Raw genomic sequence first — 22,811 nt, 5'->3', positions numbered from 1 at the left:
CGATGTCGCGAACCAAATCGGGGATTGATCCCGAGATTATCCGGGAACTCGCCAATCTCCTCACGGAGACGGATCTTACCGAAATCGAGGTGCAGCAGGCTGACCTGCGTATCCGGGTGGCGCGGCAGATCAACGTCACGGCCACCGTGCCGGTGGGCGCGCCAGCGGTGAGCGTTGCCGCACCGGCCGCCGTCGTCGCCGCAGTGCCCGCCGCCGCCGACCCGGCCAATCATCCCGGCGTGCTGAAATCGCCGATGGTGGGTACCGCCTTTCTCGGCGCCGCACCGGGCGCCAAGGCCTTCGTGGAGATCGGCAGCAAGGTCAACCAGGGCGATCGCGTACTGATCGTGGAAGCCATGAAGACCTTCAACGACATCATCGCGCCGCGTTCTGGAACGGTGACCACCTTGTTCATCGAAGACAAGCAGCCGGTCGAATACGGCCAGCCGCTGATGATCATCGAGTGACGGGAATGTTTGACAAGATCCTGATCGCGAACCGCGGCGAGATCGCCCTGCGCGTGCTGCGCGCCTGCAAGGAACTCGGCATCAAGACGGTGGCCGTCCATTCCACCGCCGACGCCGATGCCATGCATGTCAAGCTGGCGGACGAAAGCGTCTGCATCGGGCCCCCGCCGGCACGCGAGAGCTATCTCAACATCCCCGCTCTGATTGCGGCCTGTGAGATTACCGGCGCTGAAGCAGTGCATCCGGGCTACGGCTTCCTGTCGGAAAACGCCCGCTTCGCCGACATACTCGATCAGCACAACATCGCCTTCATCGGCCCCAAGGCCGAGCATATCCGCATGATGGGCGACAAGATCGAGGCCAAGCGCACCGCCAAGCGCCTCGGCATCCCCTGCGTTCCCGGCTCGGATGGTGGCGTCACCAATGACGTCGACGCGGCCCGCATCGCCGCCGAGATCGGCTATCCCGTGCTGGTCAAGGCAGCCGCCGGTGGCGGTGGCCGCGGCATGAAGGTCGCGTTGACGGCCGAGGATTTGTCCGACGCTCTCGCCACCGCCCGCGCCGAAGCTCTGGCAGCGTTTGGCGACGACGCGGTCTATCTCGAGAAATACCTGCAAAAGCCCCGCCACATCGAATTGCAGGTGCTCGGTGATGGCCAGGGTCATGCCATTCATCTGGGCGAGCGCGACTGCTCGCTGCAGCGCCGACACCAAAAGGTGTGGGAGGAAGGCCCCTCCCCAGCTCTCAATGCCGCCCAGCGCAGCAAGATCGGCGATATCGTCGCCAAGGCGATGATCGAACTCGGCTATGTCGGCGCCGGCACCATCGAATTCCTCTATGAGAATGGCGAGTTCTATTTCATCGAAATGAACACGCGCATCCAGGTGGAACATCCGGTGACCGAGATGATTACCGGCATCGATCTCGTCAACGAGCAGATCAAGATCGCCGCCGGTTCGCCGCTGTCGATCAAGCAGTCTGACGTGCAGATCGAAGGCCATGCCATCGAGTGCCGCATCAATGCCGAGAATGCCGCGACCTTCCGGCCTTCCCCTGGCACGATCAGCTATTTCCATCCGCCGGGCGGGCTCGGCGTACGCGTCGATTCGGCGGTCTATCAAGGCTACAAGATCCCGCCCTATTATGATTCGCTGATCGGCAAGCTCATCGTGCACGGCCGCACACGCACCGAGTGCCTGATGCGTCTGCGCCGGGCTATCGACGAATTCGTGGTCGATGGCGTGGAGACCACCCTGCCCCTGTTCCGCACCCTGGTGCGCAACGCGGACATCCAGAACGGCCTCTACGACATTCACTGGCTCGAGAAGTTCCTCGAGGCCGGCGGCATGAGCGACAGCGTCTAGGCTTTTCCGCCATGTCGGGCGCCGAGATCAATCTGGAGATCACGCCGCAGGTCCTGCTCAAGGCCTATGCCTGCGGCATCTTCCCGATGGCCGAGAGCGTCGATGATCCAGGCCTCTATTGGGTCGAGCCGGAGTTTCGCGGCGTCGTTCCGCTCGATGGCCTGATCATCTCCCATCGCCTCGCCCGCACCATCCGTTCCGACCGTTTCGAGATCGTGGTGGATCGCGATTTCGAGGCGGTGATCGATGGCTGCGCGCAATCCGCGCCGGGGCGTCGCACCACTTGGATCAACGCCTCGATCCGTCGGCTCTATGGCGAATTGTTCCGGCTGGGGCATTGCCACACGGTCGAGGCCTATCGCGGCGGCCAGCTGGTTGGTGGCCTCTACGGTGTCGACCTTGGCGGCGCCTTTTTCGGCGAAAGCATGTTCCATCGCGAGAGCGACGCCTCGAAAGTCGCCTTGGCTCATCTGGTGGCAAGATTGCGCCATGGCGGCTACCAGCTGCTCGACACCCAGTTCGTCACCGACCACCTGACCAGCCTCGGCGCCATCGAACTGCCGCGCTCCCTCTATCATCAACTGTTGGATGACGCTCTCGCCGAGGACGGTGATTTTCTCGCCTGGCCAAAGGAAGAGGCCAGGAGCGGCGCTGAAATTCTGGCCGTACTGGCCGATTGAGCCTGCCGGTCAAAAGGGGCTTGTCGGGAGCTGCCAATTATAGGCGACCGCGATCATGCGCAGGCTGACGCAGAGGATAGCCGCCGCCACAGCGACATAGCGCCGGCGCCAATTTCGCCCGCGGCTGAGTGTTATCACGATAGCGCCGGCCATGCCGGCTGTCGCATAGATGTCGGTCTGCAGAATATGCGGCACCCTGTTCAGCAGCACGTCGCGCATCACACCGCCCCCGACGCCGCTGACCGTGCCGAGGAAAATCGCCACCAGAGGATGAATCTTGAAATCCAGCGCCTTGAAGGTACCGGCCACCACAAACAGAGCCAGGCCACAGGCATCGAACGCGATCAACACGTGGATCGGGATGGCTTTGACCCAAGCGTGGAACACCCAGGTGACGAAAGCGGCACTGAGCACGGCCACCGTATAGCGCCAGTCGGCCACCGCAGCCACCGGGCGGGCGCCGATCAAGACGTCGCGCATCACTCCACCGCCGAGCGCCGTCAGGAAGGCCAGCACCAGCACCCCGACCGGATCGAACCCGGCCACCACGCCGGCCAACGCCCCTTCGAGCGCGAATACGAAGGTGCCGCCGAGATCGGCGAGGAGAACCAGTTGATCGACCTTGCGGGACATCGACGCGCTTCCAGCGATGCCAGGATTTCCAGTGATGTCAGGATTTCCGGTGATATCAGGATTTCCGGTGATATCAGGACATGGCATCGCCCTATCCACGATCCCCGTACGGCAGACAATCACGCCGATCAACAAAGCTGTGCATGGACGGTGAAAAGCCGCCCGCTCAATCCTGCGGCGCGTTGGGATCCACCGGCTGGTCGAAGAAATCGGTATTGCCGTCGCCGGCCTCAGGCGGCGGAGCGGCGTCCGGTACCACCGTCTCGGGCGATGCGGCCTGCCCCTTCTTGCCCTTCGCGGGCTTGCTGCCCGGCTGAGCCGTCACCACGGGCGGCGGCGGTGGATCGCTGGTCTTGCCGCCCTTGCAGTCCTTGAGCCAGACGTCATAGACGGGATGCTCGACGCCATTGAGGCCCGGGCTGGCAGCGAACATCCAGCCATTGAACAGGCGATCGACCTTCTTGCTGAGCGTGAGCTCGTCGATTTCAACGAAGCTGGTGGTTTGCGGATCCTCGCTGGCCGAACGGCTGTAGCATACGCGTGGGGTCACGCTGAGCGCCCCGAACTTCACCGTCTGTCCAACTGGCGCCTCGAAGGTACTGATTTCACCGGAAATCTTGTCGAGGCCGGTGAAGACCGCGGTGGGGTTGGTGATGCGCTCAGCCCGAGCTTCGCCGGTGCCCAAAATCACGCCGAGGCAAGCCGCACTTGCAACAGCAAGGCGCCGGGACCGGTCGGTCAGAGAATGGAAGGCAGGCGGACGCAAAGGCAAAGGGGATCCGTGTCTGGACGAGTCGAAAAGCGATAGCGCCCTTTCGGGGCGAAAAGACGGCCACGGGCACCGCCGCAGCCGGCTATACCGATGCGTCAGTCCCCCGGCGACCAGGCCTGGTAATCGCCGGTCGCCGCCTGGCGATGGCCGTGAGAGAGCATCGAGCCCTTGGGGTGATAGGCGTTCACCGTACCGGTCTGGTTGGGGCGATGCGGCTTTTGCCAATCGCGCGGCTTGTATTCGGTCTCGCTCGGAGGGGTATCGATCTGATGGTGCATCCAGCCCCACCAGCCCGGCGGAATCGCCGTGGCCTCGGCATAGCCATTATACTGCACCCAGCGGCGCTGCACGCCAATGGTCGGATCCACGGCACCGCCCTTGGTGCGGTAGTAGACGTTGCCGAACTCGTCCTCGCCCACGCGCTCGCCCTTACGCGAGGTCCAGAAGCGGGTTCCGATCGTGGAGCCGTTCCACCACGTGAAGATCTGCAGGAGCGTTTTCATCGAGGGCTGCCGTTTCGTATTCCGTTGCAAGTCTTATGGCCAAGCATGAAGGGGATGTCCACCATTCCGCTCCACCTTACGGGCGATTTCTGGAGCAAGACGCGTGGCAGCAGAACCTTGTTCTGCTCGAATCTGCCATCCTAACTCCGCATCCGTCTGACCCGAAGGCCACCGGCGAAGTATCAGAGCCGCGCGATCGCCTGCGCAATCAGCTCGAAATAGCCGTCGGCATCGATGCCGCCGAGGACAAAGGCGTTTTTCGGACGGTCGGTCACGCCCCACCAGTCGATCACCGTCATGCCCTGGGTAAGGTCGGATTCCGTCTCGATCTCGACATTGCAGGAACGGCCGGTGAAGAGCTCACGCTTGATCAGCCAGGCGATCACGCAGGGATCGTGCAGAGGCCCGCCCTCCGAACCGTATTTCTGCACGTCGAAGCGCTCGAAGAAATCGAGCCAACCCACCGCCGCATCCGAAACTTTGGACCCGATCGCCCGGATCCTGTCGACGCGCGGGCGGGTGGTGAGCGCCTTGTGGGTCACGTCGAGCGGGGCCATGGTGATCGGAACGCCGGCGGCGAAAACCGCTTTGGCCGCATGGGGATCAACGAAGATGTTGAACTCGGCCGCCGGCGTCATGTTGCCGCCCTCGAAGCAGCCCCCGCCCATCAGCACGATCTCCTTGATGCGCGGGGCGATGCGCGGCTCGCGCATCAACGCCAGGGCAATGTTGGTGAGGGGGCCAAGCGGGCAAAGCGTGATGGTGCCGGAGGGGCGCGTCATCAGGGTCTCGACGATGAAATCGACGCCATGGCGCGGGCTGAGCGGCATGGCCGGCTCCGGCAGATCCGCGCCGTCGAGGCCGGTCTTGCCATGCACATGCTCGGCGGTGACGAGCGGTCGCAGCAGCGGCCGGTCCGCGCCGGCGCACACGGTGATGTCGGACCGCCCCGCCAGCTCGCAGACCACGCGCGCATTTCGGCTCGTCAAGGCCAACGGCACATTGCCGGCCACGGTGGTGATGCCCAGCACCTCGATCTCGGGACTTCCCAGCGCCAGCAACAGCGCCAGGGCATCGTCCTGGCCGGGATCGGTGTCGATGATGATGGAACGGGGCATGACAGACTCGGGAGCATTGAAGAAGGCCGGACCATGGACCGGCGCGGATCGGCGCGCAAGGCGCCGAAGACTCCTCTTCCTCGGCTGCTTCAGGCCGGTGGCGCGCGGTCGGCGGCGTCGAGTTTCTCCTCCAGCCTTTTGACCAGTTGCATCAACTCCACGACTTGAGTCTCACGCAGGAAGTCTATCTTCTCATGCAACAGCTCGATCTCCAGTTCCGCCTTGGTGTTGACGTCATAGTCATGGGTGGCGGCAGCACGGTCGATGGTGGCCTGCCGGTTCTGGCTCATCATGATGAAGGGGGCGGCATAAGCCGCCTGGAACGACAGCGCCAGATTGAGCAGGATGAAGGGATAGGGATCCCAATGCTGGACGAAGGCGATGACGTTGAGCACCACCCAGGCCGCCAGCACGGCCGATTGCACGATGATGAAAGGCCAGCTTCCCATGGTGGCGGCGACCGCATCGGCAACGCGGGCGCCGAAGGACATCGCCGCCTGATCTCCTCCTCGTCGGACGCGTCGCGACTGGCGCAACCGGTGCAGGAGTGCCAGCTCCTCGTCATGAAGCTGATGGGCTTTGGCGATGAGGCTCATCTTCCGTTCTTTCCGACTCTGCTTGCGGTGCGGGAATGCTACAAGGTTCCCTGGCTGAACGGCGGAAATTGTCGGGCGCGCATACGGGCCGCGACGCCGGACTGTAGGCAGGAGAATGGGACATGGCGGGCGAACCCCACCGTATCGTGGTCGTCGGGGCAGGTTTCGGGGGCCTGGAAGCTATCCATCACCTCAAGAGGGCGCCCGTCGAGATCACGCTGGTGGATCGGCGCAATCACCATATCTTCCAGCCCCTGCTCTATCAGGTTGCCACCGCCTCGCTGGCCACCTCCGAGATTGCCTGGCCGATTCGCCATCTCATGCGCGGCCGGCCGGAGGTGACCACGCTGCTCGGTGAAGTCGGCGGCATCGACGCGCCGGCGCGGCAAGTGTGCCTGAAGGACGGCGCGATGCTTGCCTATGACACGCTGATTCTGGCGACGGGCGCGCGCCACGCCTATTTCGGTCATGACGAATGGGAGCCTCACGCCCCTGGCCTGAAAGCGATCGAGGACGCCACCACCATTCGCCGGCGCATTCTCATTGCCTTCGAAAAGGCGGAACGCGAGACCGATCCCAAGGTGCAGGACGCTTTGCTCACCTTCGTGATCGTCGGCGCCGGACCAACCGGCGTAGAGCTCGCCGGCACCATCGCCGAACTGGCGCGCGACACCCTGGCTCCGGATTTTCGCCGTATCGACACGCATAAAGCACGAGTGGTGCTCGTAGAGGCTGGGCCCCGCGTGCTCGCAGGCTACCCCGACGACCTCTCCGATTACACCAAGCAGTCGCTCGAAAGCCTTGGTGTCGAGGTGGTTCTCGGCGCCGCGGTCACCGCATGCACCGCCGAGGGCGTCGTCTATGGCGGCAAGCTCCTGCCAGCACGCACCATCGTGTGGGCCGCGGGCGTGCGCGCATCCCCGGCTGCCGAATGGCTCGCTGTCCCGGCGGACCGGAACGGCCGAATCATCGTCGAGCCGGACCTGACTGTGCCGGGTCATCCCGAGATTTTCGCCATTGGGGATACCGTCAGCCTCACCGGCCCGGGCGGCAAGCCCGTACCCGGCATTGCGCCGGCCGCCAAGCAAGCCGGCGTTTATGTCGCCCGGGTGATTCGGGCCCGGCTGGCGGGCGATCCTGCCCCGCCTCCTTTCCGCTATAAGCATCAGGGCAGCCTGGCGCAGATCGGCAAGAAGCGCGCGGTGATCGATTTCGGCTGGATCAAGCTGCGCGGCTCGCTCGCCTGGTGGATCTGGGGCATCGCCCACATCTATTTCCTGATCAGCGTACGCTCTCGCCTCAGCGTCGCCCTGAGCTGGTTATGGATCCACACCCGCAATCAACGCGGCGCCCGCCTGATCACCCAGGGCGGGGACGGGGACGATTCGTCGCTCGAAAAGGGGTGAGGGAATCACCCCGGCCTCGATTCGTCCGCCAACGGCCTCCCGCGCTTGCCCTTACGGCAGGACTTCGGCGATCTCTCCACAAAGGCTTGTGTGCCATTTTGGGTCATCCACCGGGATGGTAAATGAAACATGACCGGAACATGGCAATTCAAAGACAGGGTGAAGGCGGCGATTTCGCCAGAGATTCCGGAGCCTTGAGGCTGCCGGCTCAAGCTTGTCCCCGTTTTCCACAGCCTCTACCATATGTAGATAGTCACTCATTTTGCCGGCACTAAATCTTGACGCCACCCCCGTCGAGTCATACCTATTGAGTCATAGTCGGAAACGTCGGCGGCGGGGGTAACCTCGCGGGATTGCGGGGCACGAGCCCGGCATTCGAACGTTGGCAGGGCCATGCACTCACCGACAAGTAAACAGGATGTCAGGCAGATTTCGAACCGAGCCGTAACGCTGGCACGGCGCGAATTTTTGCGTCTAATTTTCGGGGCAGAACGCAATGCGGATTGATCGGCTTTACACCAAGAAGGGGCAGTCCCCCTACGCGTCCATCGCGTTCCGGACCGCGACGAGCGAGATCCGGAATCCGGATGGCTCGATCGTCTTCCGGCTGGAAGGCATCGCCGTTCCGGAGGCCTGGAGCCAGGTCGCCGCCGACATCCTGGCGCAGAAATATTTCCGCAAGGCGGGCGTGCCCGCCCGTACAAAGAAGGTGGAAGAGAACGCCGTTCCGTCCTGGCTCTGGCGCACCATTCCCGACAAGAAGGCTCTGGCCGCCCTCCCCGAGGCCGAGCGTTTTGTCGGTGAGACTGATTCTCGCCAGGTCTTCGATCGCCTGGCCGGCACCTGGACCTATTGGGGCTGGAAGGGCGGCTATTTCGACAGCGAAGACGATGCGCAAGCCTTCTTCGACGAGCACCGCTACATGCTCGCCATGCAGATGGTCGCGCCCAATTCGCCGCAATGGTTCAACACCGGCCTGCACTGGGCCTATGGCATCGATGGCCCCGGCCAGGGCCATTTCTATGTCGACTACAAGACCGGCCAGCTGACCTCCTCGTCCTCGGCTTACGAGCATCCCCAGCCGCATGCCTGCTTCATCCAGTCGGTTGCCGACGACCTCGTCAACGAGGGCGGCATCATGGATCTGTGGGTGCGCGAGGCGCGCCTGTTCAAATATGGCTCGGGCACCGGCTCCAACTTCTCGGCCCTGCGCAGCGAGGGCGAAAGGCTTTCGGGCGGCGGCCGTTCCTCCGGCCTGATGTCCTTCCTCAAGATCGGCGACCGCGCCGCCGGCGCCATCAAGTCGGGCGGTACCACCCGCAGAGCCGCCAAGATGGTGGTTGTCGATGCCGATCATCCCGATATCGAGACCTATATCGACTGGAAGGTGAAGGAAGAGCAGAAGGTTGCCGCCCTCGTCACCGGCTCCAAGATCGTGCAGCGCCACCTCAAGGCTGTGATGCGCGCCTGCGTGCAATGCGAAGGCCCGGGCGAGGATTGCTTCGATCCGGAGCGCAACCCGGCCCTCAAGCGCGAAATCAAGGCGGCCCGCCGCAACCTCGTCGCCGACAATCTGGTCAAGCGCGTCATCCAGTTCGCCAAGCAGGGCTACAAGGATATCTCCTTCGACACCTATGACACCGATTGGGACTCGGAGGCTTATCTCACCGTCGCCGGCCAGAATTCGAACAATTCCGTGCGTGTGGACGACGCCTTCCTCAACGCGGTCGAAAAGGACAGCGATTGGGAGCTGAAGGCCCGCATCACCGGCAAGACCATGAAGACACTGAAGGCCCGTGACCTCTGGGAGAAGATCGGCCACGCCGCCTGGGCTTCCGCCGATCCGGGCATCCAGTTCCACACCACCATCAATGACTGGCACACCTGCCCGGTCTCGGGGCCGATCCGCGCATCCAATCCGTGCTCGGAATACATGTTCCTCGACGACACGGCCTGCAACCTCGCCTCGCTGAACCTGCTGCAGTTCCGTGAGAAAGACGGCAGCTTCAACCTGGCCTCCTACGAGCATGCCGTCCGTCTGTGGACGATCGTGCTCGAAATCTCCGTGATGATGGCGCAGTTCCCCTCCAAGGCGATCGCGGAGCTGTCCTATCGCTACCGCACGCTGGGCCTGGGCTATGCCAATATCGGCGGCCTCTTGATGACCTCGGGCATCCCCTACGACTCCGATGCCGGCCGCGCGCTCGGCGGCGCCTTTTCGGCAATCATGACCGGCGTCGCCTATGCGACCTCGGCCGAGATGGCCAGGGAGCTCGGCCCCTTCCCGGGCTTCGAGCCGAACCGCGAATCCATGCTGCGCGTCATTCGCAACCATCGCCGTGCCGCCCATGGCGAGGCAACGGGCTATGAGGCGCTGGCCACCGCACCGGTCGCGCTCGATCTCGCTTCTCTCGCAGCCCTCGGCGACAACGGCAAGGCCATCGTCGAGCATGCCAAGGCCGCCTGGAACAACGCCCTGGCGCTGGGCGAGGCCCATGGCTACCGCAACGCCCAGGCGACCGTGATCGCGCCCACCGGCACGATCGGCCTGGTGATGGATTGCGACACCACTGGCATCGAGCCCGATTTCGCCCTGGTGAAGTTCAAGAAGCTCGCTGGCGGCGGCTACTTCAAGATCATCAACCGCGCCGTGCCCGAGGCCCTGCGGACGCTGGGTTATTCGGAAGCCGACATCGCCGAGATCGAGGCCCATGCCGTCGGCCATGCCTCGCTGCGCCAGGCGCCCGCGATCAACCACACCTCGCTGGCCTCCAAGGGCTTCACCGAGGAGAAGCTCGCTCTGCTCGAGAAGTCCCTAGCTTCGGCCTTCGACATCAAGTTCGTCTTCAACAAGTGGACACTCGGCGAGGACTTCATCACCGGTACGCTCGGCGTGCCGGCCGAAAAGCTCAACGAGCCTTCCTTCGACCTCCTCGCTCACCTTGGCTTCGCCAAGGCTGATATCGAGAAGGCCAACATCCATGTCTGCGGCGCCATGACCCTCGAAGGCGCGCCGCATCTGAAGGCCGAGCATCTGCCGGTATTCGATTGCGCCAATCCCTGCGGACGCTTGGGCAAGCGCTTCCTCTCGGTGGAAAGCCACATCCGCATGATGGCGGCGGCGCAGCCCTTCATCTCGGGCGCGATCTCCAAGACCATCAACATGCCCAACGACGCCACGGTGGAGGACTGCAAGGCTTCCTACATGCTGTCCTGGCGCCTGGCGCTGAAGGCAAACGCCCTCTATCGCGACGGCTCCAAGCTCTCCCAGCCGCTCAACTCGCAGCTTCTGGCCGACGAGGACGAAGCCGACGCGGTGGAAGAGCATCTCGAGCGCTCGGTGCCCGCCCGTGCGGCCCAGGTCGCCGAGAAGATCGTCGAGCGTATTATCGAGCGGGTGGAAGTGGCGCGCGAGCGCGAGAAGATGCCCGACCGCCGCAAGGGTTACACCCAGAAGGCGGTGGTGGGCGGCCACAAGATCTATCTGCGCACCGGCGAGTATGACGATGGCCGCCTCGGCGAGATCTTCATCGACATGCACAAGGAAGGCGCTTCCTTCCGAGCGATGATGAACAATTTCGCCATCGCGATCTCACTCGGCCTGCAATATGGCGTGCCGCTGGAGGAATATGTCGAGGCCTTCACCTTCACGCGTTTCGAGCCCTCTGGCTTTGTGCAGGGCAACGACTCGATCAAGAACGCCACCTCCATCCTGGACTATGTGTTCCGCGAGCTCGCCATCTCCTATGTCGGCCGGTACGACCTCGCCCATGTCGTGCCTGATGAGGATGGCCATGCTACGCTTGGCCGTGGTGACGGAGAGAGCAAGGCGCCGGCCCAGCCAGTGACCGTGCCTGTTTCGCGCGGCCTGGTGCGCTCCAAGACCGAGCGCTTCGTGGTGATGCCCGGCGGTGCCACCGCGGCGTCGAACACGCTCGCCCCGGTATCAAACGATGCTCGCGGCGCCATCACGGCCCTGTCCAGTGCCGTGAATACCGGCCTCAGCCGCGGCGTGGTCGCCGGCCCGGGTGCGCACGGTCTTGGTGCGCACACCGTCGGCGCCACGGCGCTGAAGGAGGAGCCCGCCCTCGACGCTCTCGCCTGGGAAGCCCCGGCCGCTCCCGCGGTCAAGCCGGCCTCCGAGCGCCGCAAGGAAGCCAGGCTGCGCGGCTATGAAGGCGAAGCTTGCCCCGAATGCGCCAACTTCACGCTGGTGCGCAACGGCACGTGCCTGAAATGCGACACATGCGGCGGCACCACCGGCTGCAGCTAACGGTGGATGGAGAGTACTCCAAGGTGCGATGGATGCCATTGAACATCCATCGCCGTTGACGAAAATGGCGTGATTTCAAAGCCTTGGAAAATTCGAATGATGCACCCGCCAAACATGTTTGGCGGGTGCATCTTTTTTGAGGCCATCGCCCCGATTGCGGTGCCTGTAGCTGCAGATTGCCCTGCTCACCGCCAACCGAGCGCGGGCGCGATCTCGGTCAAGATCGTCTCGATGACATGGGCGTTGTAGGCGACGCCGAGCTGATTGGGGACGGTGAGGAGCAAGGTATCGGCCTCGGAGATCGCCTCATCCTGCCTGAGCTGCTCGATGAGCGCTTCGGGCTCGGCGGCATAGCTGCGTCCGAAGATCGCGCGCGTGCGCTCGTCGATGAAGCCGATCTGGTCCTCCCCATCGCCTCCCCGCCCGAAATACATGCGGTCCTCATCATTCATCAGCGCGAAGATGCTGCGGCTGACGGAGACCCGGGGCTCACGCGCATGGCCGGCCTCCTTCCACGCCGCACGATAGGCGCGGATCTGCTTGGCCTGCTGAATATGGAAGGCCTCGCCGGTCTCGTCGTTCTTCAGGGTCGAACTTTGCAGGTTCATGCCGAGCCTGGCGGCCCAGATCGCGGTTGCATCCGATGAGGCCCCCCACCAGATCCGTTCTCGCAAGCCCTCGGCATGCGGCTCGAGGCGCAGCAAGCCCGGCGGATTGGGAAACATCGGCCGCGGATTGGGCTGGGCGAACCCTTCGCCGCGCAGCAGGTTCAGGAAAACCTCCGCGTGCTGGCGCCCCATATCGGCATCGCTCTTGCCTTCCGCCGGCTGATAGCCGAAGTGGCGCCAGCCATCGATCACCTGCTCGGGCGAGCCACGGCTGATGCCGAGCTGCAGGCGGCCCTTCGAGATGAGATCGGCGGAACCCGCATCCTCGACCATGTAGAGCGGATTCTCGTACCGCATATCGATCACGGCGGTGCCGATCTCGATGCGACTGGTCCTGGCTCCCACGGCCGCCAGCAAGGGAAAAGGCGAGGCAAGCTGACGCGCGAAGTGATGGACGCGAAAATAGGCGCCATCCGCACCCAGCTCCTCCGCCGCAACGGCCAGATCGATCGACTGCAGCAGCGTATCGCCGGCAGATCGCGTTTGCGATTGGGTTGATGGTGTCCAGTGCCCGAACGAAAGAAAACCGATCTTCTTCATGCGAAATGTCTGCCTGCTGAATTCCCAAATGCGCCCCGCAGCGGGAAACCGTGCCGGCGCGCTTCAGATATAGGGAGTGAAGTTACATTCCGGCAGGCCCCCTGAACTGGACGACCGGCTCGAAGCCCGTGACGACAAATGGCCCTTCATCGAGAAGATCGTCCTTGATGCCCGCGTTTTGCCATAGGACGAGCTATAGGCAGTCGCAATCGCGAAACTGGCAAAGCCGATCTGGTCATCTTGAACTCGCTTTGCGCCCTAACGCTCCCAGCCTTGCGTAAATGGGAAGCGTTCGGCCCAGATGGCCGTCAGCCGAGGATCGGCATCCACCCGGCGTATCGTCTCCGCCAGACCGGGCGCAACCTCATAGAAGCGCCGTCGCCCGGGCGACCATCGCGAGGCCGTGGCCACATAGAGATCGAGAACCGACAAATCCTCGCCGAGGAGATAGCGCCCCGGCCGCAATTGCATCTCCATCAATTCCCAGCAGTGAGCGATGCGATCGAACAAGCGGGATTTGACGGCCGCGTGATGCTCGGCTCCCTCGATGATGCGAGAAGGATTATCGGTAATCCAATAAAGAGCATAAATGCCCGAAGATATGTAGGTCATCCAGCGCAGGAACGCCGGGCGCGCAGCCTCGGTCAACGCCGGCGCGAGCCGCGCATCGGGATAGGTATCGGCCAACCAGATCAGGATCGCGGCGCTCTCGCTGATCACGTCACCCGTAGGCAGTGCCAATGCCGGAACCTGCAACATGGGATTGATGCCAACGAGCTTGCTCGCTTCCTGTCCCCCCTCCCATGGAGCGCATTCCTCCACGCGATACGGCAATTCAAGAAGGCTAAGGGCCGCCTCGATCGGAACCGATCCTGAGCCTGCCGCTCCATAGACAACAAATGTCCCGGTCACCCCTTCTCTCCTCTGCAACACGTGGCTAGGGCTAGCGATCCAACCCGCCCCATCCTTCTTCGAACTTGGCATCAGGCGGCACCGTAATATCTCCATTCTCTTTCAAAAAAACGACGCAATTTCAGGATTTTGCAAGTTGTAATTCATCTATCGAACACGCTTGGAAGTGTGAGCCTTTCTAAGGCCAGGTCACCCAAAACCGGCGATTTCCTGATGTGGTCACGTCAGGCGTAACGGGATCATTCCAGCCGGCAACCCGCCCGGGTCAGCATGTCACGTAAGATCACCGGCGTCGCGGGTATCTGCGCCGCATTTGCCGCATCGGCCGCAACCGGGGCAAGCGCCTGCCTGACAGTTCGGTCATCAAGCTTCAGGCTTGTCTTGCAGGCCGCCTTCCCAGCCGCAAGACTGACAAGGACGCCGGCGCTCTCGCCCACGCCGGCAAGATAGGCGGTCAGCACCTGATGGGCGATGGCATTGCGCGGCGCCTCCTCAAGCATCTGCACCACCTGCGCGACCGAAATTTGCCCTCGCGTGGTCGAGGGAGCCGCCTGGGCAGGCGAGGACAGATGCGAGCAGAGGCAAGCGATAGTCAGGCCGACGCCGCGAATTCGAATGGTGGACATGATCCGATTTCCCATGAACAGTGAAGTCGGCGATTTCATTTCATAGAAAAATATTATTGTAAAACGATAATTTATTTCTATGATGCAGTATGTTTTAGGAGATCAAGATGTCTACCGCCGATGCCATTTCAAGGACGGAGCGAACCAGGCGCATTCGAGTGACCGGCCGCTACATGGCTGCATTCTGCGCGATCCTTGCGATCGTCCTCGTCGGCCTCATGCTGCTCTATTGGGCGGTCATGCCGTCGGAACGGCTGCTCGCCGATGCGCGCCTCGCCGCGCCGGGATACGGCGATCTCAGCCTGGCTACGCGTATCCTCGCCTGCATGGTTTCGATGACGCCGCTCGGCGCACTGGTCTGGGGCCTGATGCAGGCACGCCGCACCTTCAGGTCCTTTTCGACCGGTTCCCTCTTCGAAGCCGATGCGATCCGGGGCCTGCGCGGCCTGGCGCTCGCACTCCTGGTTTCTGCGGCTGCAAGACCCTTTTGTGGTGCGGCCTTGTCGGTCATCTTGAGCTGGAACGGTTTGCCGGGCACACGCACTCTGGCGATCAGCCTCGATTCGAGCATGCTGATCGAGATCGTCTTCGCCGCGCTGGTGATGGTGATCGCCTGGATCTTGTCGGAGGCGGCCGCGATTGCGGATGAAAACGCCCAGTTCGTCTGAGTACCCACCCATGCCCATCCGCGTCCGTCTCAACGTCATGCTGGCAGAGCGCAACGTGAAATCGAAGGATCTCGCCGAACATGTCGGTATCACGGAAGCGAATCTCTCCTTGCTCAAACAGGGCAAGGTCAAGGGCATCCGATTCGATACGCTGGAGAGGATTTGCGAGTATCTCGACTGCCAACCGGGTGATATTTTGCGTTTTGAGCCCGATTAGGGGCATTTCAGGCCGATTTTGCTGACTTTGCTCCCAAGGACTTTACAACCGTACCCTCTACCGCCATCTTGGAGATGTTCGCAACCAACGAAAGGAGGTGATCCAGTGTCTAACTTTACGAAGGTCCTGGGAATTTGCACTGGTTCAGCCAAGGCGGCGTCCGCCGCTTGACGTTCCGGCTGCTAAAGCCTGGATCATCCCCGGATGAGAGGTGAGCGCTTCGGTGCTCCCGGCATCCGCCAAGAACCGGCCGGCGCGCGAAGCAATTCGCGCGCTGTTGCTGTTTTAAAGGTTTCCTGCTCCGCTGCCCGACGATCGGGCGCGTTGGAACGGAAGACGCGCATCGCCCTCGGGCGCATGGTCGCAGTGCGCCTCGCCGACGAGGCATATCCTTTACACAAGATGAGGTCTTGGCTATCGCAGGTTCGCGCCCCCTGCCCCGCGCTCTCCAACGCAGCGGCGGCAAAGCGCCTTTCCGAGGACCTTCCGTTGAGCCCAGCCGTCACGACCTATGCCGCCCTGGTGATCGCCGTGGTCTTCGAGATCATCGCCACCTCGTTCCTCAAGGCCTCGGAGCAGTTCACCCGGCTGTGGCCGACGGTGATGATGGGGCTGTGCTACATGGCGGCCTTCTATTTTCTCTCCTACACGCTGCGCACCATGCCGGTCGGCATCGCCTATGCGCTGTGGAGCGGAATCGGCATCGTCCTGATCTCGCTTGTCGGCCTCGTCGTCTTCCACCAATCGCTCGACCTGCCGGCCATCGTCGGCATCGGCCTGATCCTCGCCGGCGTGTTGATCATCAACCTGATGTCGAAGTCGGTCAGCCACTGAGCCGACCCAGCCAGCTTAGACACCCCAACGCGCCGGGCGCTTCTCCAGGAAGGCCTCGACGCCCTCGCCGGCATCCTCTTCCATCATGTTTTGTGCCATCACCTCGCCAGCAAAGGCGTAGGCCTCACCGATCGCCATCTGACGCTGGCGGTAAAACATCTGCTTGCCATAGCGCACCGCCACCGGGCTCTTGGCCAGGATCTCGGCCGTCTTGGCTGCTATAGCGGCATCGAGCTCGGCGTCCGGCACCGCCTGGTTGATCAGGCCCCAATCCGCTGCCGTCTCGGCATCGATGAAGCGGCCTGTGACCAGCATGTCGAAGGCGCGCTTGGTCGAGACGTTGCGCGACAATGCCACCGCCGGCGTGGAACAGAACAGCCCTACATTGATGCCCGAAACCGCAAATCGCGCTGCCTGCGAGGCGATAGCGAGGTCGCAACTCGCCACCAATTGACACCCTGCCGCTGTGGCGATGCCATGCACCCGCGCGATCACCGGCACGGGCAGCGCCTGGATCGCCTGCATCACCCGGCTGCATTGGGCGAACAACGCCTGATAATAATCGAGCCGGCGATTGGCGTGCATCTGACGCAGATCGTGTCCGGCACAGAAGGCCTTGCCATTCGCCGCCAGCACCACGCAGCGCACTGTCCTGTCCCCGGCAATCGCGTCGAGAGCCTGCTGCAACGCCTCCAGCATGCCTTCGGAGAGGGCGTTGAACTGCTGCGGCCGGTTGAGAGTGAGCGTCGTCACCCCCGCTTTGTCTTCACGCAGCAGGATCGGTTCGCAGGGGCGCTCCAATTGCGTGTTCTGGATCGAAACGGCGAGGGTCATGGCAACACTCCGCAGCAGGACGGCCAGTCTACGCGCCCGGCCGCCACGATCGCAATATCAGGCTGGATTGGCCAGCCCGACTTTGCTCAGCCCGGCTTGCGGATGCGCAGCACCGTGAACAGGCGCGCAGGCGCCACCTCACGCCGCTCGATCAGTTCGGCCTGGGGTTTTCCCGCCAGCCACTCCGCCATCACGGCATAGGGAAAATAGGGCCGCCAGCCGAGCCAGCCGCCTGCACCGATAAGCGCCTTCTCTCCCCGCACGCGCCAGCCATCCTCGGCGGAGAAATGGTTGAGGATGATCATTTCGCCACCCGGCCTGGTCACGCGCCACATCTCGTCAAGTACCGCGTGAGGTGAAGGAGCGACGCTGAGAAGATAGGGGGCCAGCACCACGTCGAAGCGCCCTTCCTGGAATTCCAGAGCTTGCGCATCCATCACCCGCAGAGCCTTGACCTGGTCGAGGCTCTTGCGCTTGACCCGTTCGCGGGCAATGTCGAGCATCGGCCGGGCGAGATCGATGCCCACGATACGCAGATTGCTTGGCATCAGGACAAGCTCGAGCCCGGTTCCGACCCCCGCTACCAGCACCTCACCATTGTTGCCTGCAGCTTGGGCGACTGCCCGCGCCGCGGCCAGCCGCCCGGGATGGAACGGCCAATCAAAAAACAGATCGTAGAACCGAGCCCAGCGATAATAGGTGCGCGCGTATGACGGCTCCGCAGCCGTGTTGCTTTCTCTCCCAGCCCATTCCATCGGAAAAGCCCTTTCACCTTGCCGATCATGGCGCCATCCGGTTCAGCCGAAAGGCAATCATGACCCCTGGAGCAAAGTACGTCTAAGCGGAAACGCCGCCTTGCTCTCGCCCTTTGTTTCGACGCCTTGGCACTTCAGCCAAATCGCAAAACGCTTTTGTGGATGATGGCCGGTTTCGGTCCGGCGCCCGCCTCCCGAGCCGAATGCCGATTTTCGAGGCATCCGAACGGCGCCTCCTGCCCAACGACATGGCGCCTAGTCTATTTACGCCTCTTTCTTTTCAAACTATGACGCAAAGAGTCAAGGATTCGAATGCTCACATCCCAGATGTGGTGTCGCAGGCAGGCAGGTTACAGGGAAAACGCGCGGAGTCACCCCCGGTTCCCGCCATCGATCGGACGGCATAGGACGATATTCCGGTTCAGCGCAGGAGTTTCAACGATCCGGTAAGCGAGCGGATCCATTTCGAAGGGCCGGCAAGCCCGAGGCCGTCGACCTCCTCCTCGGCGAGATCGCGCTCCGGCATGGACGTACCATAATCGGCAAAAACATGGAGGCTGCGGGCAAAGGCCGGAAACGGTACCACCGCCCGTTCTTCGATCGCCGGCAGAGCCTTGAGCATGATCGCACGGATGGTTTCGCCGTCAGCCTGCAGCACCGGAACGGGCCGGTTGGCGCTGACGTCGATGCGCCGTGCCTGCCGATCGGCAAGCTGGGTCCCCCCCAGCGCCGGCATCCGGGCACCGAGCCCGACGCAGACGGCGCCGACCGTATTGGCAACCAAGCCAATCGGCAGAGCGGGGTTGACGATGATGGCCAGGCGGATGTCGTCGCTCACGGATGTCTCCTCGCTGATGTCGAAGAGGCAGGGATAGCGCAGTCTCATCGGTCAATTTTGCCTTTTTATTCTCTATTTGCGATAAATTTGGTAGGTCATACCCAATTTATCACTTCAGAAGGTAGAACATGCCTCGTCCTGGCTTCGAACCCGCCGATACGCGAATCCTGACCGCCTTGCAGGAGGATGGGCGTCTCACCAACCAGGATCTGGCCGACAAGGTCGGGCTTTCGACCTCGCCCTGCTGGCGGCGCGTGCGAAAACTGGAGGAGGATGGCATCATCCAGGGCTACAAGGCCGTACTGGACCGCCGCAGGCTAGGGCTCGGCGTGCTCGCCTTCATCCGCGTGAAGATCGACAGTCACAGCGAGGCGGAAGCCGAAGCGTTCTCCGACGAGGTCCTGCGGCTTGAGGAGGTCGTAGCCTGCTATTCGATCGCCGGCGATGCCGACTTCCTGCTGCAGGTCGTAGCAGCGGACCTCGACGCCTATGCCCAATTCGCCATGGCCACCGTGCGCCGCCTGCCCCGCATCAAGGAAATGCAGACGACCTTCGTGCTCAAGGAAATCAAGGCGTTCCGTTCCCTGCCGGTCGGGCTGTGACCGATCGCATACCGACAAGGCCGCTATGGTGAGGGGAGAAAGCCTCCCTCACCCAAGCATCGAATTCGTCTCAAACCACAGCGCTGACCTGGATCTCGACCAGCAGTTCCGGAGCGGCCAGGCGCGCCTCCACCGTGGCGCGCACCGGCAGATTGTCCTTGTCGACCCACTGGTCCCAGACCTCGTTCATCTGGTCGAAATGGGCGATGTCACGCAGCCAGATGCTGGCGCTGATCAGCTTGGACTTGGAGGTGCCGGCCTCGGCCAGCAACGCGTCGATCTGGGCGAGGATGTCGCGGGTCTGTCCGACGGTATCGGCCGCCTCGTCGCGGCCGGTGATGCCGGCAGTGGTGATGATGCCATTGACGATGACGGCTTCGCAGAACCGCTTGCCGGGATGCAGACGCTTGATCATGGAACACTCCTGTTGGGATGAAGGATAGGTGCGAGTCTCCTCCGCCGATCTCACAAGATGGTCTTGCCGAAGGCGGAGAGGATGAAATTGGCGCATTCGGTGCCGATAGTGGCCGGCAATTGCGCATCGATGCCGGCAACGCTGAGGGAGCGCAGCCTGCCGCTCAGCGCCGCCATCTCCATGGCCGAATGGGTCTCGCGCACGGTGATGCCGCCGATGCCGCCGCTCCAATCCGACATGTCGGTGGCGGTCGGCGAATAGCAAAGATGGAAGCCGCGCGTGCCGGCGCAGGCGATGGCGATTGCCTCGCGCATGGCATGGCGCAGTCCCACCGCGTCGATCTCGGCCATGGTATAAACACGCATGCGCGAGGCCTTCAGGGCTTCGACCTCAACTGAATCGGCATCGCGCAAGCCGAGCAGAACAACATTCTCCGCTGCGATATGGGGTGGCAGGCGAGCGAGCAGGCAGCCGAGCACGGCATTCTCCGCGGGTGCTCCCTCGCCGTCATCGGGCATCATCGCTGCTTCGGAGTCGATCCAGATCAGTCCCAGCGCATCGTGGCGTCGCCCCGCCGTCTCGATGAAGGACATGATATCGGCGCGCCGGGCGCCGGTAGACAGCACAACCGACGCCTCCGCCCCCGCTGGCTCGAAGCCCAGACGTTCGATGCGTTCTGCGACATGATGGCTGGCCAGCAGCACACGCCCGACCTCATCCGTCTCGATCGCATAGCTTCGGCTCAGGCCCTGTTCCATCACGTCCCGCATCGGAACCTTCTCCACATATTCCGACGTCATCACTGTCAGCAGCGCCCCATAGTTCAGCCGGAAACTGACATCCTCCCCCACCGCAAGCGGTGGATCGGCGTCGGTGAGGTCGAGCACCAGATGGTCGCTGGAAGCACCCAGCACGCGCACGCCCGGCCGGGTCGGCATCAGGCCCTCGGCGATGACATCCTCCCGCCCGATATTGGCGATGCCCCGGAGGCGGTCGCCCTCATCGATGAAGACGGGCACATTGCCGAAGGCGTCGATGCCGGATTTGCCGATCGGCATGGAGGGCTTCACCTTCACCTCGAGCAGTTCGCCGGTGAGCTGGAAGGCGTCGCGGTCCAGTGCCTCCCAAGGCTGCTCAAGGAAGGTGTCACGGCCACCTTGCAGAATGGCCTCGCCGACCCTGAGATTGTTGACGCCCGCCGGCATGCCACCCGCCAGCAGCAAAGGCAGCGAGGAGGAATTGCCGCCCGAGACCCAGTCGAGATGGCGGCCGGTAACGCTTTCCACCTTGTAGGCATGGGCAACCAGTTGATCGAGATTCTCCTTGGTGGGAATGATGGCGCCGAAACAGGTGAGATTGGTGCCGACGCCGGCAATCCGCACGCCGGGCAGTTCCATCACCGCCTCCACGGTCGGGATCAGGTCGCTCGGCCAGATTCCTTCCCGGAGATCGCCGAGGTCCACCATCAGGATGACGTCATGCACGCGCCCCAGCCGCTCGGCCACGCGCGAAATCTCGCGCATCAACTGAAGCTCGGACTGCAGGCTGATGTCGACCGTCCGCACCAGTTCCTCGACCCGCGAGGATGGCGGGCTGCGCAGCAGCATGATCGGGCAATCGATGCCGGCATCGCGCAGCCGGCGGATGTTCTCGAAACGCGACTCGGCGATGCCGGCAACGCCCCCCCGCAGCATGGCGCGCGCCACCTGGGGCATGCCGCAGGTGCCCTTGGTCACGCCGAAAGGCGTGATGCCCGATCCGGCGCAAGTTTCCACGATGGTACGGGCATTATGTTCGATCCGGGCGAGATCAATCGAAATCTGGGGATCCGGCATGGTGTCAGTTCCGGTAAAGCAGGCCTGTCGTGTCGATATCCGGGCGGCGCCCGGCGACGAGGTCGGCGGTGAGTTTTCCCGAGCCGCAGGCCATGGTCCAGCCGACATGGCCATGGCCGGTGTCGAGATAGAGATTGGCGTAGCGTGCCCGGCCATGCACCGGCACCGAGCCCGGCATCATCGGACGCAGCCCGGCCCAGAGTACGGCCTTGCTCTCGTCGACCGCGCCGGGGAAGAGGTCATGCGCCGTCCTGAACATGGTGGCGAAATCAGCCGGCTTATAGGTGCGGTCATAGCCGGCGAATTCGGCCGTGGAGGCGATGCGCAGCCGGCTGCCGAGGCGCGAATAGGCGATCAGCCTGTCCTCGTCGACCCCACCCATGGTCGGGCCCTTGTCGTCGTCGACCGGGATGGTGGCGGTATAGCCCTTCACCGGATAGACGGGCACGTCGATGCCGATCTTGCGGGCGAGCAGCGAGCTCTCGGGCCCGAGCGACACCACCACGGCATCGCAGGCGACCGGTCCCTGATCGGTCAGCACGGCCTTCACCCTGTCGCCTTCGACATCGAGGCCAGTCACAGTGGTCTTGAAGCGGAATTGCGCGCCGTGGCGCTCGCGGGCGAGCTCGGCAAGGCGGCGGGTGAACAGGCAGGAATCGCCCGTCTGGTCCATCGGCGAATAGACACCGCCGGCAATCTGATGCTTGACGGCGGCGAGCCCCGGCTCCAGCGCGACCAGGCGCTCGCGGTCGACCACCTCGATCTTCAGTCCACGCTCGGCGATATAGCCCATATGCTTGGCGCCGGCCTCCAGGCTCTGCTGGGAGCGGTAGAAATAGAGGATGCCCTTGCGCTTGTCGTCGTAGCTGAGGCCCGTCTCTTCCTGCAGCGCATTGATGCATTCGCGCGCATAGAAGGCCAGCCTGAGCTTCACCTCGGTATTGGCATTGGCGCGAGCCTGCGTGCATTGCAGCAGGAAGCGCCAGGTCCAGGCCAGGAAATTCGGATCGAGGCTGAAGCGAACCTTGATGCCCATGTCGGGCTTGTAGAGGGACTTGATGAAGGTCACCAGCGCCGCCGGCGACGCCCAGGCGGTGGAATCGCCGGGCGAGACCAGCCCGGCATTGCTCTGGCTGGTACCGCAGGCGACGTCGTCATGCCGCTCGATCAGCGTGACCTCATGGCCATCCCTGGCCAGATACCAGGCCGCAGCGGTGCCCACGACACCACCTCCCAGAACGACAACCCTCATCGC

General features: G+C 63.2%; 22 protein-coding genes and 1 pseudogene. 9 read left to right on the top strand and 14 right to left on the bottom strand.

Going from position 1 to position 22,811, the window contains the following annotated elements; all coding sequences use genetic code 11:
- Positions 1–2 precede the first annotated feature (2 nt).
- The 3 genes from accB to aat are packed head-to-tail and all read left to right on the top strand — an operon-like array spanning position 3 to position 2,511.
- Positions 3–467: an acetyl-CoA carboxylase biotin carboxyl carrier protein gene (gene accB, locus ACN6KF_RS06350; protein WP_434959625.1), complete on the top strand. Its 465-nt coding sequence runs from the start codon at positions 3–5 to the stop codon at positions 465–467.
- A 5-nt stretch (positions 468–472) separates the two neighbouring features.
- Positions 473–1,831: an acetyl-CoA carboxylase biotin carboxylase subunit gene (gene accC / locus ACN6KF_RS06345; protein WP_434956026.1), complete on the top strand. Its 1,359-nt coding sequence runs from the start codon at positions 473–475 to the stop codon at positions 1,829–1,831.
- Positions 1,832–1,842: 11 nt separating this feature from the next.
- A complete protein-coding gene (aat, locus tag ACN6KF_RS06340) occupies positions 1,843–2,511 on the top strand; it encodes a leucyl/phenylalanyl-tRNA--protein transferase (protein WP_434956025.1) in 669 nt (222 codons plus the stop codon).
- Between the two features lie 9 nt (positions 2,512–2,520).
- Here the strand turns inward: aat and ACN6KF_RS06335 are convergent, their stop codons facing one another.
- From ACN6KF_RS06335 to ACN6KF_RS06315, 5 genes and pseudogenes are all read right to left on the bottom strand, one after another.
- Positions 2,521–3,144: a trimeric intracellular cation channel family protein gene (locus ACN6KF_RS06335; RefSeq protein WP_434956024.1), complete on the bottom strand. Its 624-nt coding sequence runs from the start codon at positions 3,142–3,144 to the stop codon at positions 2,521–2,523.
- Between the two features lie 331 nt (positions 3,145–3,475).
- Positions 3,476–3,916, bottom strand: a pseudogene (locus ACN6KF_RS06330) (DUF2155 domain-containing protein); the annotation flags it as partial.
- Between the two features lie 95 nt (positions 3,917–4,011).
- Positions 4,012–4,419, bottom strand: coding sequence for an NADH:ubiquinone oxidoreductase subunit NDUFA12 (locus tag ACN6KF_RS06325; RefSeq protein WP_434956023.1), 408 nt, complete (start codon positions 4,417–4,419; stop codon positions 4,012–4,014).
- A 182-nt stretch (positions 4,420–4,601) separates the two neighbouring features.
- The gene (locus ACN6KF_RS06320) at positions 4,602–5,537 is read right to left on the bottom strand and encodes a nucleoside hydrolase (protein WP_434956022.1); all 936 of its coding nucleotides are present in this window, start codon (positions 5,535–5,537) and stop codon (positions 4,602–4,604) included.
- A gap of 89 nt (positions 5,538–5,626) precedes the next feature.
- Complete coding sequence (locus ACN6KF_RS06315; protein WP_434956021.1) at positions 5,627–6,133, bottom strand: DUF1003 domain-containing protein; 507 nt, start codon at positions 6,131–6,133, stop codon at positions 5,627–5,629.
- Between the two features lie 122 nt (positions 6,134–6,255).
- On the opposite strand from ACN6KF_RS06315, the gene ACN6KF_RS06310 reads away from it, so the two are divergent.
- Both ACN6KF_RS06310 and ACN6KF_RS06305 read left to right on the top strand, forming a co-directional pair.
- On the top strand, positions 6,256–7,539 hold the full coding sequence (locus tag ACN6KF_RS06310) for an NAD(P)/FAD-dependent oxidoreductase (RefSeq protein ID WP_434956020.1): 1,284 nt from the start codon (positions 6,256–6,258) through the stop codon (positions 7,537–7,539).
- Positions 7,540–8,035: 496 nt separating this feature from the next.
- A complete protein-coding gene (locus ACN6KF_RS06305) occupies positions 8,036–11,812 on the top strand; it encodes a vitamin B12-dependent ribonucleotide reductase (protein ID WP_434956019.1) in 3,777 nt (1,258 codons plus the stop codon).
- A gap of 185 nt (positions 11,813–11,997) precedes the next feature.
- Here the strand turns inward: ACN6KF_RS06305 and ACN6KF_RS06300 are convergent, their stop codons facing one another.
- From ACN6KF_RS06300 to ACN6KF_RS06290, 3 genes are all read right to left on the bottom strand, one after another.
- Positions 11,998–13,020, bottom strand: a complete 1,023-nt coding sequence (locus ACN6KF_RS06300; RefSeq protein WP_434956018.1) for an LLM class flavin-dependent oxidoreductase — start codon at positions 13,018–13,020, stop codon at positions 11,998–12,000.
- 258 nt (positions 13,021–13,278) lie between these two features.
- On the bottom strand, positions 13,279–14,004 hold the full coding sequence (locus ACN6KF_RS06295) for a glutathione S-transferase family protein (RefSeq protein WP_434956017.1): 726 nt from the start codon (positions 14,002–14,004) through the stop codon (positions 13,279–13,281).
- A 167-nt stretch (positions 14,005–14,171) separates the two neighbouring features.
- The gene (locus tag ACN6KF_RS06290) at positions 14,172–14,558 is read right to left on the bottom strand and encodes a chlorophyllide reductase (RefSeq protein ID WP_434956016.1); all 387 of its coding nucleotides are present in this window, start codon (positions 14,556–14,558) and stop codon (positions 14,172–14,174) included.
- Between the two features lie 107 nt (positions 14,559–14,665).
- On the opposite strand from ACN6KF_RS06290, the gene ACN6KF_RS06285 reads away from it, so the two are divergent.
- The 3 genes from ACN6KF_RS06285 to ACN6KF_RS06275 all read left to right on the top strand — a co-directional run bounded on the left by ACN6KF_RS06285 (position 14,666) and on the right by ACN6KF_RS06275 (position 16,277).
- Complete coding sequence (locus ACN6KF_RS06285; protein ID WP_434956015.1) at positions 14,666–15,226, top strand: DUF2975 domain-containing protein; 561 nt, start codon at positions 14,666–14,668, stop codon at positions 15,224–15,226.
- A 10-nt stretch (positions 15,227–15,236) separates the two neighbouring features.
- Complete coding sequence (locus ACN6KF_RS06280; protein ID WP_434956014.1) at positions 15,237–15,443, top strand: helix-turn-helix domain-containing protein; 207 nt, start codon at positions 15,237–15,239, stop codon at positions 15,441–15,443.
- Between the two features lie 204 nt (positions 15,444–15,647).
- The gene (locus ACN6KF_RS06275) at positions 15,648–16,277 is read left to right on the top strand and encodes a DMT family transporter (RefSeq protein WP_434956013.1); all 630 of its coding nucleotides are present in this window, start codon (positions 15,648–15,650) and stop codon (positions 16,275–16,277) included.
- 15 nt (positions 16,278–16,292) lie between these two features.
- Here the strand turns inward: ACN6KF_RS06275 and ACN6KF_RS06270 are convergent, their stop codons facing one another.
- From ACN6KF_RS06270 to ACN6KF_RS06260, 3 genes are all read right to left on the bottom strand, one after another.
- Entirely contained in the window at positions 16,293–17,111 is an 819-nt protein-coding gene (locus ACN6KF_RS06270) for an enoyl-CoA hydratase (RefSeq protein ID WP_434956012.1), read from the bottom strand.
- Positions 17,112–17,197: 86 nt separating this feature from the next.
- Complete coding sequence (locus ACN6KF_RS06265) at positions 17,198–17,866, bottom strand: class I SAM-dependent methyltransferase (RefSeq protein WP_434956011.1); 669 nt, start codon at positions 17,864–17,866, stop codon at positions 17,198–17,200.
- A gap of 421 nt (positions 17,867–18,287) precedes the next feature.
- The gene (locus tag ACN6KF_RS06260) at positions 18,288–18,704 is read right to left on the bottom strand and encodes a DUF2000 domain-containing protein (protein WP_434956010.1); all 417 of its coding nucleotides are present in this window, start codon (positions 18,702–18,704) and stop codon (positions 18,288–18,290) included.
- 128 nt (positions 18,705–18,832) lie between these two features.
- Here ACN6KF_RS06260 and ACN6KF_RS06255 point away from each other — a divergent pair, with 128 nt between their 5' ends.
- A complete protein-coding gene (locus tag ACN6KF_RS06255) occupies positions 18,833–19,306 on the top strand; it encodes an Lrp/AsnC family transcriptional regulator (protein WP_434956009.1) in 474 nt (157 codons plus the stop codon).
- A 70-nt stretch (positions 19,307–19,376) separates the two neighbouring features.
- Here ACN6KF_RS06255 and ACN6KF_RS06250 read toward each other — a convergent pair whose 3' ends face one another.
- From ACN6KF_RS06250 to ACN6KF_RS06240, 3 genes are read right to left on the bottom strand one after another with little or no spacing between them, the layout of a single operon-like run.
- On the bottom strand, positions 19,377–19,721 hold the full coding sequence (locus ACN6KF_RS06250) for a RidA family protein (RefSeq protein ID WP_149251187.1): 345 nt from the start codon (positions 19,719–19,721) through the stop codon (positions 19,377–19,379).
- A gap of 50 nt (positions 19,722–19,771) precedes the next feature.
- Positions 19,772–21,556, bottom strand: coding sequence for an alanine racemase (locus ACN6KF_RS06245; protein WP_434956008.1), 1,785 nt, complete (start codon positions 21,554–21,556; stop codon positions 19,772–19,774).
- 4 nt (positions 21,557–21,560) lie between these two features.
- Positions 21,561–22,808 carry a D-amino acid dehydrogenase gene (locus ACN6KF_RS06240; protein ID WP_434956007.1) on the bottom strand — a complete coding sequence of 416 codons (1,248 nt, stop codon included), beginning with the start codon at positions 22,806–22,808 and terminating at the stop codon, positions 21,561–21,563.
- Between the last annotated feature and the right edge of the window lie 3 nt (positions 22,809–22,811).

Origin of the sequence: Labrys methylaminiphilus subsp. lupini, from assembly GCF_051161885.1 — a bacterium.
In the GTDB taxonomy this organism is placed as follows: Bacteria; Pseudomonadota; Alphaproteobacteria; order Rhizobiales; family Labraceae; genus Labrys.
Note: the sequence above shows the minus strand (reverse complement) of the source record. Positions and strands in the feature narration are given on the sequence as shown.

Coding starts and splice junctions, on each gene's coding strand:
- ACN6KF_RS06275 (WP_434956013.1), top strand. CDS start 15,648: ATGAGAGGTGAGCGCTTCGGTGCTCCCGGCATCCGCCAAGAACCGGCC.
- ACN6KF_RS06240 (WP_434956007.1), bottom strand. CDS start 22,808: ATGAGGGTTGTCGTTCTGGGAGGTGGTGTCGTGGGCACCGCTGCGGCC.
- ACN6KF_RS06250 (WP_149251187.1), bottom strand. CDS start 19,721: ATGATCAAGCGTCTGCATCCCGGCAAGCGGTTCTGCGAAGCCGTCATC.
- accB (WP_434959625.1), top strand. CDS start 3: ATGTCGCGAACCAAATCGGGGATTGATCCCGAGATTATCCGGGAACTC.
- ACN6KF_RS06335 (WP_434956024.1), bottom strand. CDS start 3,144: ATGTCCCGCAAGGTCGATCAACTGGTTCTCCTCGCCGATCTCGGCGGC.
- ACN6KF_RS06310 (WP_434956020.1), top strand. CDS start 6,256: ATGGCGGGCGAACCCCACCGTATCGTGGTCGTCGGGGCAGGTTTCGGG.
- ACN6KF_RS06270 (WP_434956012.1), bottom strand. CDS start 17,111: ATGACCCTCGCCGTTTCGATCCAGAACACGCAATTGGAGCGCCCCTGC.
- aat (WP_434956025.1), top strand. CDS start 1,843: ATGTCGGGCGCCGAGATCAATCTGGAGATCACGCCGCAGGTCCTGCTC.
- ACN6KF_RS06295 (WP_434956017.1), bottom strand. CDS start 14,004: ATGCCAAGTTCGAAGAAGGATGGGGCGGGTTGGATCGCTAGCCCTAGC.
- ACN6KF_RS06245 (WP_434956008.1), bottom strand. CDS start 21,556: ATGCCGGATCCCCAGATTTCGATTGATCTCGCCCGGATCGAACATAAT.
- ACN6KF_RS06265 (WP_434956011.1), bottom strand. CDS start 17,866: ATGGAATGGGCTGGGAGAGAAAGCAACACGGCTGCGGAGCCGTCATAC.
- ACN6KF_RS06280 (WP_434956014.1), top strand. CDS start 15,237: ATGCCCATCCGCGTCCGTCTCAACGTCATGCTGGCAGAGCGCAACGTG.
- accC (WP_434956026.1), top strand. CDS start 473: ATGTTTGACAAGATCCTGATCGCGAACCGCGGCGAGATCGCCCTGCGC.
- ACN6KF_RS06290 (WP_434956016.1), bottom strand. CDS start 14,558: ATGTCCACCATTCGAATTCGCGGCGTCGGCCTGACTATCGCTTGCCTC.
- ACN6KF_RS06315 (WP_434956021.1), bottom strand. CDS start 6,133: ATGAGCCTCATCGCCAAAGCCCATCAGCTTCATGACGAGGAGCTGGCA.
- ACN6KF_RS06320 (WP_434956022.1), bottom strand. CDS start 5,537: ATGCCCCGTTCCATCATCATCGACACCGATCCCGGCCAGGACGATGCC.
- ACN6KF_RS06305 (WP_434956019.1), top strand. CDS start 8,036: ATGCGGATTGATCGGCTTTACACCAAGAAGGGGCAGTCCCCCTACGCG.
- ACN6KF_RS06285 (WP_434956015.1), top strand. CDS start 14,666: ATGTCTACCGCCGATGCCATTTCAAGGACGGAGCGAACCAGGCGCATT.
- ACN6KF_RS06325 (WP_434956023.1), bottom strand. CDS start 4,419: ATGAAAACGCTCCTGCAGATCTTCACGTGGTGGAACGGCTCCACGATC.
- ACN6KF_RS06300 (WP_434956018.1), bottom strand. CDS start 13,020: ATGAAGAAGATCGGTTTTCTTTCGTTCGGGCACTGGACACCATCAACC.
- ACN6KF_RS06255 (WP_434956009.1), top strand. CDS start 18,833: ATGCCTCGTCCTGGCTTCGAACCCGCCGATACGCGAATCCTGACCGCC.